The sequence below is a fragment of the Nonomuraea sp. NPDC049158 genome, from assembly GCF_040648335.1.
Classification (GTDB): domain Bacteria; phylum Actinomycetota; class Actinomycetes; order Streptosporangiales; family Streptosporangiaceae; genus Nonomuraea.
In genome coordinates, this window is sequence record NZ_JBEZDM010000030.1 from 39,348 (window position 1) to 55,798 (window position 16,451).

The window sequence follows — 16,451 nt, forward strand, 5'->3', positions numbered from 1 at the left end:
GCGAACTCCTTGGGGGGTGGGCTGGCGGGCTCCTACGCCTGCGGGCGGTAGGTCACCGAGCGCACGTGCGCCGGGACGGTGGTGGAGCCCAGAGCGAGCATGCGTCCGGTGAACCCGGAGGCGACCTCGGTGGACAGGTAGCGCCCGTCCAACCAGGCGAGATCCCGCACGCCGTCCGGCCGGCCGACGGAGAGCACGATCTCGTCCGGGCCCGCGTCACCGAGGGGTACGGTGGGCGATGCCGGCGGCGCCGCCTCGATGCGTAGCACGACGGGGCCGTCCGGGACGAAGGCTGTCGCGAGCACGACGTCGAGGTCGCCCACGCGGGCACTGGCCTCGACGCGATCACCGTAGCGGGCCAGCCCATAGCGGTGCCGGTGATCCAGGCGCAGCAGGAATCGGCCCGAGCCCTCCAGCGTCGCCTCGGCCGACCAGCGCAGGTCCCGGACCCGGGTGCACAACAATCCCTCGGCGATGCGCAGGCCGTCGGCGGTGACGGTCACGGCTGGTTCGCCGCCCGGCACCACCCAGCGCGGGTCGAGCGCGGGACGGTCGAAGCGGTCGGTGAACGCGGTGTTCGCCGAAGGGACGTCGTAGCGGTCCTCGTCGAACACCGGCCAGCCGCCCACCCAGTTCACGCCCGCGAGGAACGTCTCTCGACCCAGCACGTGGAAGCCGGGCGTCGAGCCGCGCGGCCGGGCGCCCAGGTAGACGGCCGCCCAGCCGCCGTCCGGCGCGCGCACCAGATCGGCGTGGCCGGTGTTCTGCGTCGGGTGGATCGTGCTGCGGTGGCTGAGGATCGGGTTGGCCGGGCAGCCCTCGAAGGGGCCGGAGGGGTGCGGGCCGCGGGCGACCGTGACGGCGTGCCCCCGCTCGGTGCCGCCCTCTGCGAGGAGCAGGTACCAGAGGCCGTCCACCTCGTACAGGTGCGGGCCTTCGGCGGCGCTCAGCCCGCTGCCCTGCCACACCGGGTAGGCCGGTTCGTGGAGCCGGCCGGTGGCGAGGTCGAGGCGGGCCTGCATGATGCCGCCCTCGCCCTCGCTGAAGCTCAGCGCCTTCCACGTCAGGTAGCACTGCCCGGCGTCGTCCCAGGCCAGGTCCGGGTCGATGCCGATGGCCTGGGGGACGCGCACCGGGTCGCTCCACGGCCCGGCGGGGTCGTCGGCCTGAATGATGAGCTGGCCGCCGTCGTGGTCGCCGACGTTCGTGGTGACGTACCAGAAGCGCCCGCCGTGATGGCGCAGCGTGCCCGCGTAGATCCCGCCGGACGAGCGCCCGTCACCGCGGGCGAACTGGCTGCGGCGGGTCAGGACGTGGCCGAGCTGCGTCCAGCGCAGCAGATCGCGGCTGTGCCAGATCGGCACGCCGGGGAAGTACTCGAAGCTCGAATGCGCCAGGTAATAGTCGTCGCCGACGCGGCACACGGTCGGGTCGGGGTAGAAGCCCGCAACGATCGGCGTGGTGGAGCCCTTCACCCGAGGGTCACCTCGGACAGGAACGACCGCTCGGCGCTCTTCAGCGTGCGTGCCTCGCCTCCGACGTCGAAGGAGCCTTCCAGCCACCGGTCGTCGGCCGGCAGCGTCGGGTCGAGGTGTCCCTGAGAGGTCATCGTCGGTCTTTCGTGTCGCCGAGAATGTCCGCGATGCGGAGGTGCAGCTCCCGCGCCCGCGGCAGGTGATCTTCAGGTGCCAGGGCGTGGGCCACCCGCGTCGCGGGGGAGTCGAGGTAGGCGGCCAGCTTTTCGGCGGCCTGGGCGTCGCCCCTGGGGGTGATGCCCGCGGTGACGGCGGCTTGGGCCACCGCGGCCCAGGTCCGCGGGTCGTCGAGCAGGTCCCTGACCGTCGCGCCGGTCCAGTGGCGATCCTCGTCCGTGATGGGATCGGCGACCGTCCAGTGGTGCTCGCCGTGGCCGACGTGCACGGGAGCGTCCGCCCCTGGGACGTGGACCTCGGCGGATGCTCCGGCGGGGACGGCGACCGTGAGGCGAATGCTGCCGCCGGAGCGTTCCCACGACACCGACGCCTCCCCGTAAGGGGTGGCGTGGCGGGCGGCGGCGCGGGTGAGCGCCGCGGTCGGCCGGGGCCGGATGAGCAGCCGCCGGTAGCCCGGGGACGCGGGCGCGAGACCGGCGACGGTGCGGTGCAGCCAGTCGGCCACGGCGCCCAGGGCGTAGTGGTTGAAGGAGGTCATCTCGCCCGGGTTGATGCCGCCGTCGGGCCGCATGCTGTCCCAGCGCTCCCAGATCGTGGTCGCGCCCATGGTGACGGGGTACAGCCAGGACGGGCACTGCGTCTGAAGGAGCAGCCGGTAGGCGAGGTCGAGATGGCCGGTGCTGGTGAGCGCGTCGCATACCAGCGGAGTGCCGACGAAGCCTGTGGCGATCCGGAAACCGCCGGCCCGCACGAGGTCGGCCAGCCGGCGACCGGCCTCCTCGCGCTGGGCCTGCGTGGGCAGCAGGTCCCACTCGATGGCCAGCGCGTACACGGTCTGGGCATCGGACAGCACCCGCCCCGCCGGTGTCACGAACGTCCGGGCGAAGGCGTCGCGCACCTCCTGGGTGAGAGCCTGATACTTGTCCGCTTCGTCCGCGCGTCCGAGCAGCCGCGCCGTTTCGGCGACGATCCATGAGGAGCGGGCGAAATGGGCGGTCGCCACCACGTCGGGGTCAGCCTTGGCGCGGCCCGGCTCCTCTGGGGGCGCGGTGGGGTCGAGCCAGTCGCCGAACTGGAAGCCGCCCCGCCAGATCCGGCCCGGGCCGGCCAGTGCCGTGACCTTGTCGACCCAGGCGCGCATGCTCGGCAGTTGACGTTCCAGGAGTTCGAGGTCTCCGGTGCGCTGGTAGAGCGTCCAGGGCAGGATCGTGGCGGCGTCACCCCAGGCGGCCGCCGGCACCGCTGACGCCGCGTCGTCCCTGAAACCTGGGACGACGTGCGGCACCGAACCGTCCGGGCGCTGCTCGGCGGCGAGGTCGGCCAGCCACGAGCGCAGCAGGCCGGTGGCGTTGTAGAGAAAGGTCGCGGTAGGGCCGAACACCTGGATGTCGCCGGTCCAGCCGAGGCGCTCGTCGCGTTGCGGGCAGTCCGTGGGCAGATCGACGAAGTTGCCGCGGGTGCTCCACACCACGTTCTCGTGCAACTGGTCGAGTTCCTCGTGTGAGGAGGAGAACCATCCGGTGCGACGCAGATCCGAGCCGACGACGACCAGTTCGAGGTCTTCGGCGCGCAGGTCCGGCACGCCGGTGACCTCGGCGTAGCGGAAGCCGTGCAGCGTCAGCGACGGTTCGAGCACCTCGTCGCGGCCGGACAGCACCCACATGTCGGTGGCGCGGGCCGTGCGCAGCGGGCGCGTGCCCAACTCGTCGTCCTCCAGCACCTCGGCGTGCCGGATCACGACCGTGGTGCCCTCCGTCAGGCCGCGCGTGCGGAGCCGGACCCAGCCGACCGCGTTCTGCCCGAAGTCGACGAGCGTCATGCCGGACGGTGAGGTCCACACCCGCTGTGCCGGCAGTACACCGGTCGGCCGGATGGGCGGGCCGTCGGGGGCGACGAGCGTCGACAGGTCCGCCTCGATCACCTCCACGCCGCTCACCGGGCCGGGCGCGCCGCGCAGGCGCAGGTCGGTGGACTGCCCGTCGTACAGGTCGTCGGCCAGGACCTCGCTCTCGCGGGCGCGCCAGGCGCCATCCGTCGCCAGGACGTGCACGGCACCGTCGGTGGTGGTGATCTCGAGCTGGGCGAGCAGGGCGAGCCGGTCGCCGTAGACGGCGCGATCGTTGAGGTAGCCGAGCCGGCCGCGATACCAGCCGTTGCCGAGCAGCACCTCCAGCACGTTCTCGCCGGGCCGGACCAGGTCGGTGACGTCGTAGACGTGGTAGCGCAGCCGGTGCCGGTACGACGTCCAGCCCGGGGCGAGGACCGTGTCGTCCACGCGGCGCCCGTTGATCGACGGCGAGTAGATGCCGTGGGCGGTGGCGTACAGCCGGGCACTGCGCACCGGGCCCGGCACGTCCACCAGGCCGTACAGGAGGGGAGCCCTGCCGTCCATGGCGCCGATCTCGGCGGGGCTGATGAAGCGGGCCGTCCAATCGGACGGGTGCAGCAGGCCCGCTTCGACGGTGGCAGGCTCGCTCCAAGGGCTCCAGTCCTCCCCGTGCGCCACCCGCACCCTGGCCTCGGCGGCCTCACGGGAGGCGAGCGGCGGCGCCGGCCACGGGACCAGTACCTGCTCCCGGCTCTGCACCAGATGGGGCTCGCGAGTTCTTCCTCGGGTGATCTCCACCTCATACGCCGTCTGCTCCCAGCCCTCGCCGGCGTGCGGGACGGTCCAGGACAATCGAGGGACCGGCGTGCCCATCCCGAGCGCCGGCCCGGGCTCGGTGCGGTGCTCGAAGCGCGGCGCGCTGGGTGCAGCGGACAAAGTCATGCAAAACTCCATAATGTACGTGAAGCGTCAGGACCGGCCCTCAGCCGGCAGGGCTTGGCGCAGCTCGCGCCGTTCGCGCTGCTTGGCCGGGTCGGCGACCGGCGCGGCCATGTGCAACCGGCGCGTGTACTCGTGCCGCGGTGCGGTGGCCACCTGGCGCGCGTCACCGATTTCCACGATCTTCCCGTGGTGCAGGACCGCGATCCGGTCGCTGATCTGGTTGACCACGCCCAGGTCATGACTGATGAACAGGTAGGCCACACCGGTCGCCTGCTGGATGTCCTTGAACAGCCGCAGGACACGAGCCTGGGTGGTGACGTCCAGCGCGCTCGTCGGCTCGTCGCAGACGATCACCGCCGGGTCGAGGGCGAGCGCGCGGGCAATGGCCACCCGCTGTCGTTGCCCGCCGGAGAACTCTCGCGGATACCTGGCGGCGGCATCCGTGGGCAGACCGACCGCGTCCAGCAACTCCCGGACCCGGGCACGACCGCCCGCGACGCCGGCGGCGGCGAGCGGCTCGACCAGGATGTCCCCGACCGTCATGGACGGGTTGAGCGAGGAGTAGGGGTCCTGGAAGACCACCTGAAGGTCGCGGGCCAGCTCGCGGCGGCGCGCCCGGGACACACCGCTGATGGTCTGCCCGCGAAAGCCGATGCTCCCCGAGGTGACCGGGGCGAGGCCCAGAATGGCGCGGCCGATCGTGGTCTTGCCGGACCCGGACTCGCCAACGAGGCTGAGCGTCTCCCCGGACGCCAGGTCGAAGGAGACACCGTCGATGACGGTGGTCGCGCTCTTGCCGCGCCCGCCGAATCGGACCACCAGGTCACGGACCTGCAGCAGGGGTTGCGTCATGGTTGGATCTCCATCAGCTCGACACTGCGCGAGGAGGACAGCAGCTCCTTCGTGTACGCCTCCCGCGGCGACTCGAAGAGCGTCTCGACATCGGCCCGCTCGACGATGCGGCCTTCCTTCATCACGCTCACGACGTCACACAGGTCGGCCACGACCCCGAGATTGTGCGTCACCAGGATCATGGCCAGGCCACGCTCGCGGCTGAGCTCGCGCAGCAGCTCCAGGACCTCCGCCTGAACCGTGACGTCGAGGGCGGTGGTGGGCTCGTCGGCGACGATGACGTCCGGGTCGGCGGCGACGGCACCGCAGATGAGCACTCGCTGCGCCATGCCGCCCGAGATCTCGTGCGGGTACAGACCCATGACGCGCCCCGGATCGTTGATGCCGACGCGGGTGAGCAGCTCCACGAGCCGCTCCCGCGCCTGCTGCGCACTCAGCGAGGTCACCGCCCGCAGGCCGTAGGCGAGCTGCTTGCCGATGGTGAATGACGGGTCCAGATTCGACATGGGCTCCTGCGGGACGTACGCGATGCGCCGCCCGCGGGCCGCGCGCATCTTCACCCCGTCCTCCAGCAGGTCGTCGCCGCCGAGCAGCACGCTGCCGCCAAGGATGAGCGCCTCGCGCGGCAGGATGCCGAGCGTGGAGAAGGCGACCTGGGACTTGCCCGACCCCGACTCGCCGACCAGGCCGTGGATCTCCCCGCGCCGCACGTCCAGATCGACACCGTGGACGACCTCGCGGATCTCGCCGCCCACCGGGTAGGCGACCCGCAGGGCGCGGATGGACAGCACGACGTCGTCGGAGCTGCCCACCAGGATGGAGTCCTCCTCCACCTCCTCGCGCCGCGCCGCCTTCAGCACCGCGCGCCGGGCCCGCGGAGACAGCGGCTTGCTGCGGGCCGAGGCCTGCAGGACGTCGCTGAGCGCGTTGCCGAGCAGGACCAGCGCCAGGATGGTGAGGCTGATGACGAGCGCGGGCCACACGACGGCCGTGGGATTGTTGTAGATGCCGTTGAACGACTCCTGCAGCACGATGCCCCACGACGCCGCGGCGGGGTCGCCGAGCCCGAGGAACGAGATCCCGGCCTCGATCCCGATGCCGGACGCGAGCACGAACGAGCTCTGGATGATCACCGGCGCGCGCACCGCCCACAGCACGTGCCGGCCGACGATGCGCAGGTCGGGCAAGCCGACCACGCGCGCCGCGTCCACGTACAGCTCGTTGCGAACCCCCAGCACGACGCTGCGGACGAGGCGGTAGTACGTGGGCGCGAGGATCAGCCCGAACGCGGCCATGGCGACCGGGATGTTCGGGCCGGTGAGGGCGTAGAGGGCGATCAGCAGGACGACGCCCGGCAGCGACATGATCACGTCGGCCACGAAACTCGCGCCCGCCTCGAAGCGCCCCCGGTAGAAGCCCGCCGCCAGGCCGGAGAGGACACCGGTCACCACCGACACCGCCAGGATGATGAGGCAGGCGAGCACGGTCTGGCGTGAGCCCCACATCAGCCGGGACAGGATGTCGCGGCCCGCGCCGTCGCCGCCGAGCAGGTGTCCGGCGGTGAACGGCGGGGCGCTGGTGGCGTCGAGCTCGGTGACCGACGGGCCCGTCGGGGCCAGCCACGGGCTCGTGACGGCGACCAGGACGACGAGCAGCAGGTAGACCAGGCAGATGGCGCCCTGCGGGTTGCGCAGAAGGCGGACGAGCACTCCGCGCCGGGGGTTCTCGGTCATCGGGTCCTCGCCTTCGGGTTCAGGACCGTCGTAGCCAGATCGCCGAGAAAATTGACGACCAGGACGATCACGATGGTGACGAGTACGGTGCCCATGACCATGGGCACGTCGTTGATCTGGGCCGACTGGTTGGCGAGCTGGCCCATGCCCGGCAGGGCGAACACCTGCTCGATGAAGACCGCGCCGCCCAGCAGGCTGAAGGTCGTCAGGCTGAGCACCGTCAGACCGGGAGCGGCCGAGTTGCGCAGCACGTGCCGGAAGATGACGTGCCGCTCGCTGATGCCGCGCGCCCGCAGCGTGCGGACGTAGTCGCGGCTCAGCGTGTCCAGCACCGCCGTGCGGAACTGCGCGGCGGCGCTGGCCATCGACCCGATCAGCAGCGCGACGACCGGCAGCGTCACGGACGCCAGCCAGCCGGAGAGGCTGATCTCGGGCGAGACATATCCGGTGGCCGGCAGCACCCGCCAGGCGATGGCGAAGGCGAAGACCAGGACGATGGCCACGATGAACGCCGGCACGGCGGTGCCCAGCACCGACAGGAACTGCAGCACCCGGTCCACCCATCCGCCCTTGACGGCCGCGGTGACACCGAGGAGCACGCTGAGCGCGGCCGTCAGGACGAGGGTGATGACCACGATGGCGAGCGTCACCGGCACCCTGGACGAGAGGGCGTTCGTCACGGTCTGCCCCGTGTAGAACGACGCGCCGAGGTCACCGGAGAGTGCCCCCTTCAGCCAGTTCCCGTACTGAACGAGGAGCGGCTGGTCGAGTCCCAGGGCGATGACCTCACGCTGGACGTCCTCGGGTCTGGCGTTCATCCCGAGCACCGCCCGCGCGATACCCGGTCCGTTGCCGAACGTGAGAGAGAAGGTGGCGAAGGTGACCACCAGCAGTACGGCGAGCGAGCGTACGAGGTTCTTGAGCAGCGTGAGTGCCATCTGTGTGTTCTCCCGGCTACTTGAAGTCGCGCAGCTTCGGGGTCAGCGCCTCGACGTCGGAGACCTTGTCGACGGTGACGTCGGGGCTGTGCGCGTAGAAGCCGTCCGGGTTGACCATCGGGGCGAACCAGGCCTGGTCGATGATGTACCGGTTGATCTCCTGCTGGGCGGCCTTCTTCTGGGCCGCGTCGCCGGTGACGATCTGCTTCCAGTGCTTGTCCACGGTGGCGTCGGGCTGGTGCATGAGGTTCCAGTAGCCGGACGAGCGGACCACGACGTCGATGTCCTGCAGCGACTGGCCGAGGTTGCCGAGCTGCCAGAACACCACCGGGTAGGTGCCGCTGAGCAGGTCGCCGATCGCGTTCGCGCCGGACAGCGGAACCTGCTTGACGGTGATGTTGAGCTGGGCGAGCTGCTGCGTCACGTACGGCATCAGCTTCTCGTGGTTCTGGCCCGCCATCGTCGGCAGCTCCAGCGCGAAGCCCTTCTCGTAGCCGGCCTCGGCCATGAGCGCTTTGGCCTTGGCGACGTCGAACGGGTAGGGGTCCTGCAAGCCCTCGATGTAGGCGTCGCTGCCCGGGCGGAAGATCTGGTACGACGGCTTGCCGTGGCCTTGGTAGAGGTTCTTCACCATGGCCTCGCGGTCGAACACCATGTTGATCGCCCGGCGCACCCGCACGTCGCCGAGAGCCGGGATCTTCTTGCCCAGATGGTCGGTGAGCAGCAGGCGGGTCGTCTGACCCTGCATCATCTGCACCTTCAGGCCCGATGCCGTGATCTCGTTGTAGCTCTGCGGGGTGATCAGAGCCCCGTCGATCTGCTTGGTCTTGAGCGCGCTGACGGTGGCGGTCTCGCTCTCGATGACCTTGACGACGAGCTTCTTGTACGGGTAATTGGCCGCGTTCCAGTGCTGGTCGTTCTTGGTGAACGCGTACACCGAGCCGCGCGTGGTGCCGGCCGTGTCGAGGACGTAGGGGCCCGAGCCGACCGGGGTGTCATTCACCTTCCCGGAGTCCAGGATCGCCTTGGTCGTGACCTTCGGGTTGCAGACCCGGGTGACGATCATCGGCTGCGGCTCCGGCCAGGTGATCGTGATGTTCTGCGGATCGGGGGTGTCGAACTTGATGCCCTCATAGTCGGCCTGGGCTCCGCCGTGAGCGCTTATGTACTTGAATGTGGCCTCGACGGCGGCGGAGTCGACCGGCGTCCCGTCGGAGAACTTCATGCCCTCCCGGATGTGCGCCGTGAACGACTTGTTGTCCTCAGTGATCGACCACTTGTCGGCGATGTCGGCCTCGGGCTTGCCGAAGGCGTCACACTTGACGAGGGTGTCCCACGCGGCCTCCCCCGCCCAGCCCTGGTAACTCGGCTGGTTCGACGGGTCCCAGCCCTGGATGTCGGCCGACATGCCCAGCGTGAGCGTGTCCTTGGCCGTCTTGGTGGTGCCGCCGCCGGCAGGGCCGGTGCTTGTCGCCGACTCTCCGGTGCACCCGGCCAGCAGGACGGCGAGTGCCGATGCCGAGGCGATGAGTGCTGGCTTGTTACGTCGCATAGGGGGACTCCTTCAGGCTGCCGCCGAAGTGGGCACTCGGTCTGCGGGAGCAGGAGGCGATCAAGAGGACTTGAATGCTTCGGCATGTGCAACGTTCTACGCCGAGGACTGTAGGGAGCCGCCTTGCAGCCCGTCAAGAGTGCGCATGAAACCTGGTAGTAACTATTAAGAAAAGACAGAGGCGACTTCTCGTAGAACGTTGCCTCAAATTCTCTTGCCAGACGAGCGTGGACGATCAGCGCTCGGCGGGAGCGGGACCGCTGGTGGCGCGGGGGATGAGCCTCGGCGCGATGATGTAGTGCACCGGCCTAGGGCGGCCGTCGATGCGCTCCAGCAGAAGACGGGCGCTGATCGAACCGGTATGGCGCCCCGACTGATCGATGGTCGTCAGAGCGACACGACCGATCGTGGAGATGAAGGTGTTGTCATATCCGGTCACCGAAAGTCGGTCCGGCACGGTCAGACCTCGCTCCTCGGCGGCACGCAGGACGCCGAGCGCTGCGATGTCCGCGCCGGCGAACACCGCCGTGGGCGGTTCCGGCCCGGCCAGCGCCAGCAGTGCCGCCTCGTGGCCGCCCTCCTCGGAATAGGAGGTCTCGATCACGTCCGGGACGAGCCCGTGTCTCCTCATCGCGGCGACATAGCCTTCGCGTCGTGCAGTGTGCGCCAGCACGTGCGGCGGCGTCAGGCCGAGAGCGGAGTGACCGGTATGGACGATCCGGCGGTGACCGAGCCCCACGAGATGGTTGACCATCAGCCGCGCGCCCTCGTAGTCGTCGTCCACGATGGTGTCGAAGTTGTCCCCGCCGCCGTGCCGGGCGATGACGACCGTGGGGATCTTCGCACCTAAGGCCTCCAGCCAGGAGGTCTCCACCCAAGGGGCGACCAGGATGAGGCCATCGACCTGCCGGTCGATGAGCGCCTCCACGCTGCCGCGCTGTCGTGCCTCGGATGGGCTCGCTCCGATGAGGATCTCCTGATAGGGGCTGGGCTCCAACTCCGCCCCGATCCCCGCGGAGATCTCCAGCTGAAAAGGGGAGCCCAGGTCCGCGATCAGCACGCCGATCGTGAAAGAGCGCCCCCGCATCGCCCGCGCCCCCGCGTGCGGGCGGTAGCCGAGCCTCTCGATGGCCTCGGTGACCTTCTGCCGCATCTGTGGACTGACCCCGTAGGCCTGGCGGAGTACCTTCGAGACGGCGGACATGGAGACCCCGGCCGCTTTCGCGACATCCTGGATCGTCACACGCCGGGTCTCGGGTTGGGTCACGAAGGGAGCCTACCCGAGCGTAGAACGTTCTCTCCGGCAGGGTTGGACGTTGCCGTCACGCCGGCCGTTCTCCGCCAGGAGGCACGACGAGCGCGCCCAGGAGTGCGATGACGGCGGCGGCCGGCAGGGCGGCATGCGAACCGAAGCCGTCGACCAGCAGCCCCGCGAACAAGGTCCCCACGGCGTTTCCGATCGCCAGTGCGCTGCCCATCCAGCCGAACGCCTCCGTGGCGGATCCGGCGGGAACGAGCTCCGACAGCCGTTCGAACAGTCTGGACATGGTCGGCGCGACGGTGCCGCCCCAGAGAAACAGCACCACGCTGAGCACGCCCGTGTCAGGCGCCAAGGCCAGGACGAAGAGGCCCGTCGACACGAGCAGCAGCAGGTGTCGCGGTTGGATCGCGCGGCGGCGAACCGACCCGTAGAGCAGTCCACCCACCAGCGATCCGAGACTGCCGACGGCCATGACGAGGCCCGCGTCGGCTGAGACGCTCGCCCCGCTGACCAGCGCGGCGACCCCCAGGACCTGTGCGGCCAGCGCGCAGGTCAGCAGCGCGGTGCCGCCCAGCAGCCTGGCCAGACCCGGTATTCGCAGGACCGCGCCCAACCCGGCCCGTTCCTCTCGCGGCCTGTCGGCGGGCGGCCGGGACAGCTCGGCGTTGCGATCCCGGGCATAGCCGACGGTTCCGGCGAGGACGAACGCCGCTGCCACGAAGATGGCCAGGCGGGGGCCTCCCAGGGAGGAGGCGAGCGCCGCGACGGGAGGGCCGAGGACGAACGTGATCTCCTGCGCCGTCGCCTCCATCGCGTAGGCGCTCCGTCGCCTGTCCGGGCCGACCAGGACGGGCAGCACGGCTCGGAGCGAGGCGGTCAAGGGCGGTGCCGACACTCCGACCAGGAAGGCGACCGCGATGAGCAGCGGCGGGTCGTGCGGCACCAGCGCAAGGGCGCACGTCCCGCCGGCGTGGAGAACCGCGCTGATCTGCAGCACCCGGCGATGCCCTCTGGCGTCGGCCAGCCGGCTCAGCGCGGGACCCGCGATGAACGCCCCGGCTGTCGTGGCCGCCGAAACCGCGCTGAAGACCGCATAGCTCGACGTCTGGGTGATGAGCATCATCAGCGCGAGCCCGACCATGCCCTGAGGGAAACGGCCGATGATGGAGGTGCCGAACAGCCATGCGAACGACGGCACGCGAAACAGGTCCCGGAAGGCGGACATTCCTGGTCTTCCTCAAGTGGATGGCGCGGCCCGATGCCGAATCATCCGGGGCCCGCCCAGGACCGGTCTGGTACCGATGTGTAACGTTCTACGCCGGAGCGTAGAATCGTCCACCAAGACGTGTCAAATCCTTGGCTCAAGGCCTGACAGGCGGGGGCGCGCTGGTGCCGCGCGGAACGAGGCGCGGCACGATGACGTAGTGCACGGGCCTGGTGCGGCCTTCCAGTCTTTCGAGCAGCATCCTCGCGCTTTTCGCCCCGGTGAGCCGGCCCGACTGGTCGACCGTCGTGAGCGAGACCCGGCCGATGGTGGAGACGTAGATGTTGTCGTACCCGGTGACCGTGAGATCCTGCGGGACCTGGAGATTCCGCTCCTCGGCAGCGCGCAGGACGCCCAGCGCCGCGATATCCGCGCCCGCGAAGATCGCGGTCGGCGGCTCGGGCCTGGTGAGGGCCTGCACCGCCGCGTCGTATCCGCCCGGTTCGGAGTAGGCGGTCTCGATGATGTCGGGCTCCAGCCCATGGCGCTTCATGGCCTCGGCGTAGCCGTCGCAGCGTGCGGTGTGCGAGAGCACGTGCGGCCGGGTCAGACCGCCCGATGGGTGGCTGACGTGCACGATCCGCCGATGACCCAGGCCGACCAGGTGATCGACCATCAGACGCGCGCCCAGATGGTCGTCGTCCACGATGGTGTCGAAGTTGTCCGCGCCGCCGTGGCGGGCGATCACCACGGTGGGCAGCTTGGCCCCGAGTGCCTCCAGCCAGGGCGTGCTCATCCAGGGCGTGATGAGGATGAGCCCATCGACCTGCCGGTCGATGAGCGCCTCGATCCTGCGAAGCTGACGGTCGGGGGCCAGGCCGGTGACGAGGACCTCCTGGTATGGGGTGCTCTCCAGTTCTTCGCTGATACCCTCGACGATCTCCGGCTGGAAGGGCGCCGACAGCTCCGCGACCATGACCCCGATCGTGTAGGAGCGGCCCCGCATGGCGCGCGCCCCTGTGTGCGGCCGATAGCCCAGCCTCTCGATCGCCTCGGAGACCTTCTCGCGCATCTGCGGGCTCACACCGTAGGCGTCACGCACCACCTTGGAGACGGCCGAGACCGAGACCCCTGTCTCCCTGGCGACATCCTGGATCGTCACCCTGCGGATCTCGGAATGGTTCTCCACGCGGCACATGCTACAGAGACGCCCCCAACGCGTTGTCCGCGCGACTGGCGGAGCCCGGTTGACACCGATTTGGTGCGCTTCCTAAAGTGCGGAGTAGAACGTTGCACACGCGCGAGGCAGGTTGTCGGTCGCCTCTGCGCGTCCTATGTCTTTCCGCACGCCGCCCGCGCCCCTCGCACCGCACAAGTTCTCCTCGACGGAAGGACCAGCATTGACCACATCGGCGGAGGACCACCGCGCTCCCCATCTGCCGGTCACCGAGCTGCCGCGCGAGGAACGGACGCTCGCCGAGAAGGCCGGCCGGCTCGCCGCGAAGCGATCCGCTGCCTCAAACGCTACATCGCCCGCGACATCTACCGGATGATCCGCAACCCACAACGCACCAAAGCCGCCGCTTCAGCCGCTTGACATCCATAGGGGCATCAAACGCGCCTACATCTTCCTCGGCACCGTCACCCTGGCCGCCCTGATCATCTGGCTCCGCACCCGATTCAAGTGGGGCCCCAGCCACCACAGACCGCCGCAGGGATTGAGACGGTCGCGTGACGAAGCCCCTGGGGTAGCCCGGCTACCTCCACCAGGAAGACGATCGGCTCGCGGCTCGTTGGGGCTTACGTCATCTTCGGTAGCGAGCGAGAGGCCTTCATATGAGCGAGATCAAGCGGGCACTGGTGATGGGCGGCGGCGGGGTCGCCGGGATCGCGTGGACCACCGGCGTGCTGGCCGGCCTGGCCGCCGGGGGAGTGGACGTGGCCGCCTCCGCCGACAAGGTCATCGGCACCTCGGCGGGATCCGCCGTCGCCGCGCAGGTCACCAGCGGCCTGCCGCTGCCTGACCTCCTCGAACGCCAGACCAACCCCGCTCTCCAGGCTCCCGAGCTCCAGAGCGGCGTCCCCATGGACCAGCTGTGGGCGACCATGCAGGGGGTCTACGAGAGCACGGAGGACCCGGCCGAGCAGCGGCGCAGGTTCGGCGCGCTGGCCCTGGCCGCGGACACCGTCGGTGAGCCCGAACGCCGCCGGGTGATCGAGGCGCGCCTGCCCGTCCACACCTGGCCGGAGCGCGACCTCGTCATCGTGGCCGTGGACGCGGTCACGGGCGAGCCCGCCCTGTTCGGGCCCGGTTCGGGCGTGGCGCTGGTCGACGCTGTCGCGGCGAGCTGCGCGATCCCGGGCGTCTGGCCGCCGGTGACGATCGACGGCGTGCGGTACATCGACGGCGGCATGCGCTCGATCACCAACGCCGACCTCGCCTCCGGTTACGACCGGATCCTCATCCTCGCCCCGATGCCCGAGCTCGGCTCCGAGTCCGCGGTGACGGGCGGAAAGGTCGAGGTGATCGAGCCCGACGAGGCGTCCGTGGCGGCGGTCGGCGCCGACCCTCTCGACCCCGATGTGCGGGGCGCCAGCGCCGAGGCCGGCTACGCCCAGGGCGCCGCCCTCGTCGCTCGCGTCGCCGCGCTTTGGACCTGACCGCCCGCGTCGCCACGTCGTGGATATGACCGCCCGCCTCGAAGCGTCGTGAACATGACCGCTCGCCTCGCCGTGTCATAGACATGATCGCCCGAGTCGTGGACGTGACCGAACTCGTGCTCGTCCCTGGCCGCCGGGAGAGCTAGCGCACGCGCGTGCGGGTCTTGAAGCACACTTCGCACCGCTGGGTCACGACGCGGCCGATGGCCTCGATCGTGTGCCAGCGGTGACGAAGATGAACAAGATTCACAGCGGAGTACTTACCCGCTCCACGCGCTCGATACGCGGTGTCGCCGGTCGTTCACGCGCTGGGTTCGAGCCGCAAGGACACAGAATTGATGCAATAACGGTCGTCCGTGGGCGTGGCGTACCCCTCGCCGTGGAAGACGTGCCCCAGATGAGAGTCGCACCGCGCGCAACGCACCTCGGTCCGCACCATGCCGTGGCTGGCGTCCTCGATCAGCCGCACCGCGTCCGATTCCGACGGCTGGAAGAAGCTCGGCCACCCGCAGTGCGACTCGAACTTCGTGTCCGACCGGAACAACTCGGCCCCGCACGCCCGGCAGGAGTAGACGCCCTCGGTCTTGGTGTCGACGTACTCGCCGGTAAACGGGCGCTCGGTGCCCGCCTCCCTGAGCACGTGGAACTCATCGGGAGAGAGCTGGATCCGCCACTCGGCATCGCTCTTGACCACCTTTTCCATGCTTCCAGCGTACGAGATCCGGCAAAAAGAGATCTCCGTCGGGTGAAGCATCCCTTCTGGGGCCAATTTGCGTCTTTGACGACAAGGGGGTGTCATCACCTCCTGCCCAGAGGTGAGGTCACTCGCCGGATCGCCTGCGCGGCACAGCCCACGCCCGTGCTGGCGCCGCCGGCGATCCGAAGACCGGCCGGGTGGCGCGCCAGCGCCCGGAACGGTGGCGAGTGATCTTTCGGTCCGTCCCGTCGAGCGCCGGTCCCGCCACCGCGCCCGCTCCGGGCCGGACCACCTCACCCCATGACTATTTTTTCTTTACGGCAAGCCCGGTGGGCCCCAGTCGCCGCACGGGGCTGGGCCCTGTCCAGGGGAACGCTCCTCCGGTGGAGGTGGCCGGCCACCGTGACGTGACGGCACAGCCACCCGCGTGGAAGCCCGCATGCCGACCCTCAGAACAAGATCTCCAGAACCAGGACATGGCTCCATCGCGCATGGGCCGTGATGCCGACGTCCTTGGCGTAGCAGGCGACCTTGATCTCTTCGCGGTAGCTCTCGAACAGCTCCAGGGTCATCCCCGATCGGCACCAGATGAGCATGAGCACGTCGGCTCCGGCACGCGTGGTGTGAAGGACGAGCGGAAGCCGGCCGTGGGTCGTGCGCAGCGAGGTTCTCAGACAGAGCCCTTGAAAGCGGTGCCGGACCAGAAGTGACCTGGCACGGCGCAGGAGATCGAGGCGGATGGGCGGCGTGCCCAGGCACGCGGCGACCGCTCCAGTGACCACCCATATGGTCGTTCCCCAGCCCAGAGCTACGGAGAGCAGGTCGATGGCCACGGCAGCGGTCCCGGATGCGGCGAGTTCCATCCGCCAGCGCCAGATCCGCCCCGCTACCGCCCGCCATCCCGTCGCCGCCGGAATATGCGGATGGTTACGGGGATGCCCGCCCTCACCCGAGCCGAAAGGGCAGTTGGGCCGGGACGCGCCCGCCGGGAACGGGGATGTCAGGTGGGTCCATGGCGCGTTGGCTGGGGAGCCGATCGAAGCGGGGGTCGCGGTACACCCGTCTGTACCATCTCGCCTCCGCGATTCGCAGGCCTGCGGAACTGGCGGACGCGTCGGCGTTTCGCCAGAG

The 16,451-nt window shown here is 69.8% G+C and carries 13 protein-coding genes; 1 reads left to right on the forward strand and 12 read right to left on the reverse strand.

Annotation, left to right across the window (positions count from 1 at the left end; genetic code table 11):
- Positions 1-32: 32 nt before the first annotated feature.
- The 10 genes from AB0B61_RS42835 to AB0B61_RS42880 all read right to left on the reverse strand — a co-directional run bounded on the left by AB0B61_RS42835 (position 33) and on the right by AB0B61_RS42880 (position 13,151).
- Positions 33-1,475: a family 43 glycosylhydrolase gene (locus AB0B61_RS42835; protein ID WP_358445105.1), complete on the reverse strand. Its 1,443-nt coding sequence runs from the start codon at positions 1,473-1,475 to the stop codon at positions 33-35.
- The gene (locus AB0B61_RS42840) at positions 1,472-1,609 is read right to left on the reverse strand and encodes a hypothetical protein (protein WP_357940998.1); all 138 of its coding nucleotides are present in this window, start codon (positions 1,607-1,609) and stop codon (positions 1,472-1,474) included. The genes AB0B61_RS42835 and AB0B61_RS42840 overlap by 4 nt, the downstream gene beginning before the upstream one ends.
- Positions 1,606-4,422 carry a family 78 glycoside hydrolase catalytic domain gene (locus AB0B61_RS42845; protein ID WP_358445108.1) on the reverse strand — a complete coding sequence of 939 codons (2,817 nt, stop codon included), beginning with the start codon at positions 4,420-4,422 and terminating at the stop codon, positions 1,606-1,608. Before AB0B61_RS42845 ends, AB0B61_RS42840 begins: the two co-directional genes overlap by 4 nt.
- 27 nt (positions 4,423-4,449) lie before the next feature.
- Positions 4,450-5,274: an ATP-binding cassette domain-containing protein gene (locus AB0B61_RS42850; protein WP_358445111.1), complete on the reverse strand. Its 825-nt coding sequence runs from the start codon at positions 5,272-5,274 to the stop codon at positions 4,450-4,452.
- Positions 5,271-7,007 carry a dipeptide/oligopeptide/nickel ABC transporter permease/ATP-binding protein gene (locus AB0B61_RS42855; RefSeq protein WP_358445113.1) on the reverse strand — a complete coding sequence of 579 codons (1,737 nt, stop codon included), beginning with the start codon at positions 7,005-7,007 and terminating at the stop codon, positions 5,271-5,273. Before AB0B61_RS42855 ends, AB0B61_RS42850 begins: the two co-directional genes overlap by 4 nt.
- On the reverse strand, positions 7,004-7,945 hold the full coding sequence (locus AB0B61_RS42860; protein ID WP_358445116.1) for an ABC transporter permease: 942 nt from the start codon (positions 7,943-7,945) through the stop codon (positions 7,004-7,006). The genes AB0B61_RS42855 and AB0B61_RS42860 overlap by 4 nt, the downstream gene beginning before the upstream one ends.
- A 16-nt stretch (positions 7,946-7,961) precedes the next feature.
- Positions 7,962-9,497, reverse strand: coding sequence for an ABC transporter substrate-binding protein (locus tag AB0B61_RS42865; RefSeq protein WP_358445119.1), 1,536 nt, complete (start codon positions 9,495-9,497; stop codon positions 7,962-7,964).
- A gap of 235 nt (positions 9,498-9,732) precedes the next feature.
- Entirely contained in the window at positions 9,733-10,764 is a 1,032-nt protein-coding gene (locus AB0B61_RS42870) for a LacI family DNA-binding transcriptional regulator (RefSeq protein WP_358445122.1), read from the reverse strand.
- A gap of 55 nt (positions 10,765-10,819) precedes the next feature.
- Complete coding sequence (locus AB0B61_RS42875; protein ID WP_358445124.1) at positions 10,820-11,983, reverse strand: MFS transporter; 1,164 nt, start codon at positions 11,981-11,983, stop codon at positions 10,820-10,822.
- 136 nt (positions 11,984-12,119) lie between these two features.
- Complete coding sequence (locus AB0B61_RS42880) at positions 12,120-13,151, reverse strand: LacI family DNA-binding transcriptional regulator (protein WP_358445127.1); 1,032 nt, start codon at positions 13,149-13,151, stop codon at positions 12,120-12,122.
- A 647-nt stretch (positions 13,152-13,798) separates the two neighbouring features.
- On the opposite strand from AB0B61_RS42880, the gene AB0B61_RS42885 reads away from it, so the two are divergent.
- Complete coding sequence (locus AB0B61_RS42885; protein ID WP_358445130.1) at positions 13,799-14,623, forward strand: patatin-like phospholipase family protein; 825 nt, start codon at positions 13,799-13,801, stop codon at positions 14,621-14,623.
- 301 nt (positions 14,624-14,924) lie between these two features.
- On the opposite strand, the gene msrB is transcribed toward AB0B61_RS42885, so the two are convergent.
- A complete protein-coding gene (gene msrB, locus AB0B61_RS42890; protein ID WP_358445133.1) occupies positions 14,925-15,326 on the reverse strand; it encodes a peptide-methionine (R)-S-oxide reductase MsrB in 402 nt (133 codons plus the stop codon).
- 443 nt (positions 15,327-15,769) lie between these two features.
- Positions 15,770-16,183 carry a hypothetical protein gene (locus AB0B61_RS42895; RefSeq protein ID WP_358445136.1) on the reverse strand — a complete coding sequence of 138 codons (414 nt, stop codon included), beginning with the start codon at positions 16,181-16,183 and terminating at the stop codon, positions 15,770-15,772.
- Between the last annotated feature and the right edge of the window lie 268 nt (positions 16,184-16,451).

Bases quoted from the DNA above. Each gene is read 5' to 3' on its own strand.
- AB0B61_RS42840 (WP_357940998.1), bottom strand. From the start codon at position 1,609: ATGACCTCTCAGGGACACCTCGACCCGACGCTGCCGGCCGACGACCGG.
- AB0B61_RS42845 (WP_358445108.1), bottom strand. From the start codon at position 4,422: ATGACTTTGTCCGCTGCACCCAGCGCGCCGCGCTTCGAGCACCGCACC.
- AB0B61_RS42850 (WP_358445111.1), bottom strand. From the start codon at position 5,274: ATGACGCAACCCCTGCTGCAGGTCCGTGACCTGGTGGTCCGATTCGGC.
- AB0B61_RS42855 (WP_358445113.1), bottom strand. From the start codon at position 7,007: ATGACCGAGAACCCCCGGCGCGGAGTGCTCGTCCGCCTTCTGCGCAAC.
- AB0B61_RS42860 (WP_358445116.1), bottom strand. From the start codon at position 7,945: ATGGCACTCACGCTGCTCAAGAACCTCGTACGCTCGCTCGCCGTACTG.
- AB0B61_RS42865 (WP_358445119.1), bottom strand. From the start codon at position 9,497: ATGCGACGTAACAAGCCAGCACTCATCGCCTCGGCATCGGCACTCGCC.
- AB0B61_RS42875 (WP_358445124.1), bottom strand. From the start codon at position 11,983: ATGTCCGCCTTCCGGGACCTGTTTCGCGTGCCGTCGTTCGCATGGCTG.
- AB0B61_RS42885 (WP_358445130.1), top strand. From the start codon at position 13,799: ATGAGCGAGATCAAGCGGGCACTGGTGATGGGCGGCGGCGGGGTCGCC.
- msrB (WP_358445133.1), bottom strand. From the start codon at position 15,326: ATGGAAAAGGTGGTCAAGAGCGATGCCGAGTGGCGGATCCAGCTCTCT.
- AB0B61_RS42895 (WP_358445136.1), bottom strand. From the start codon at position 16,183: ATGGAACTCGCCGCATCCGGGACCGCTGCCGTGGCCATCGACCTGCTC.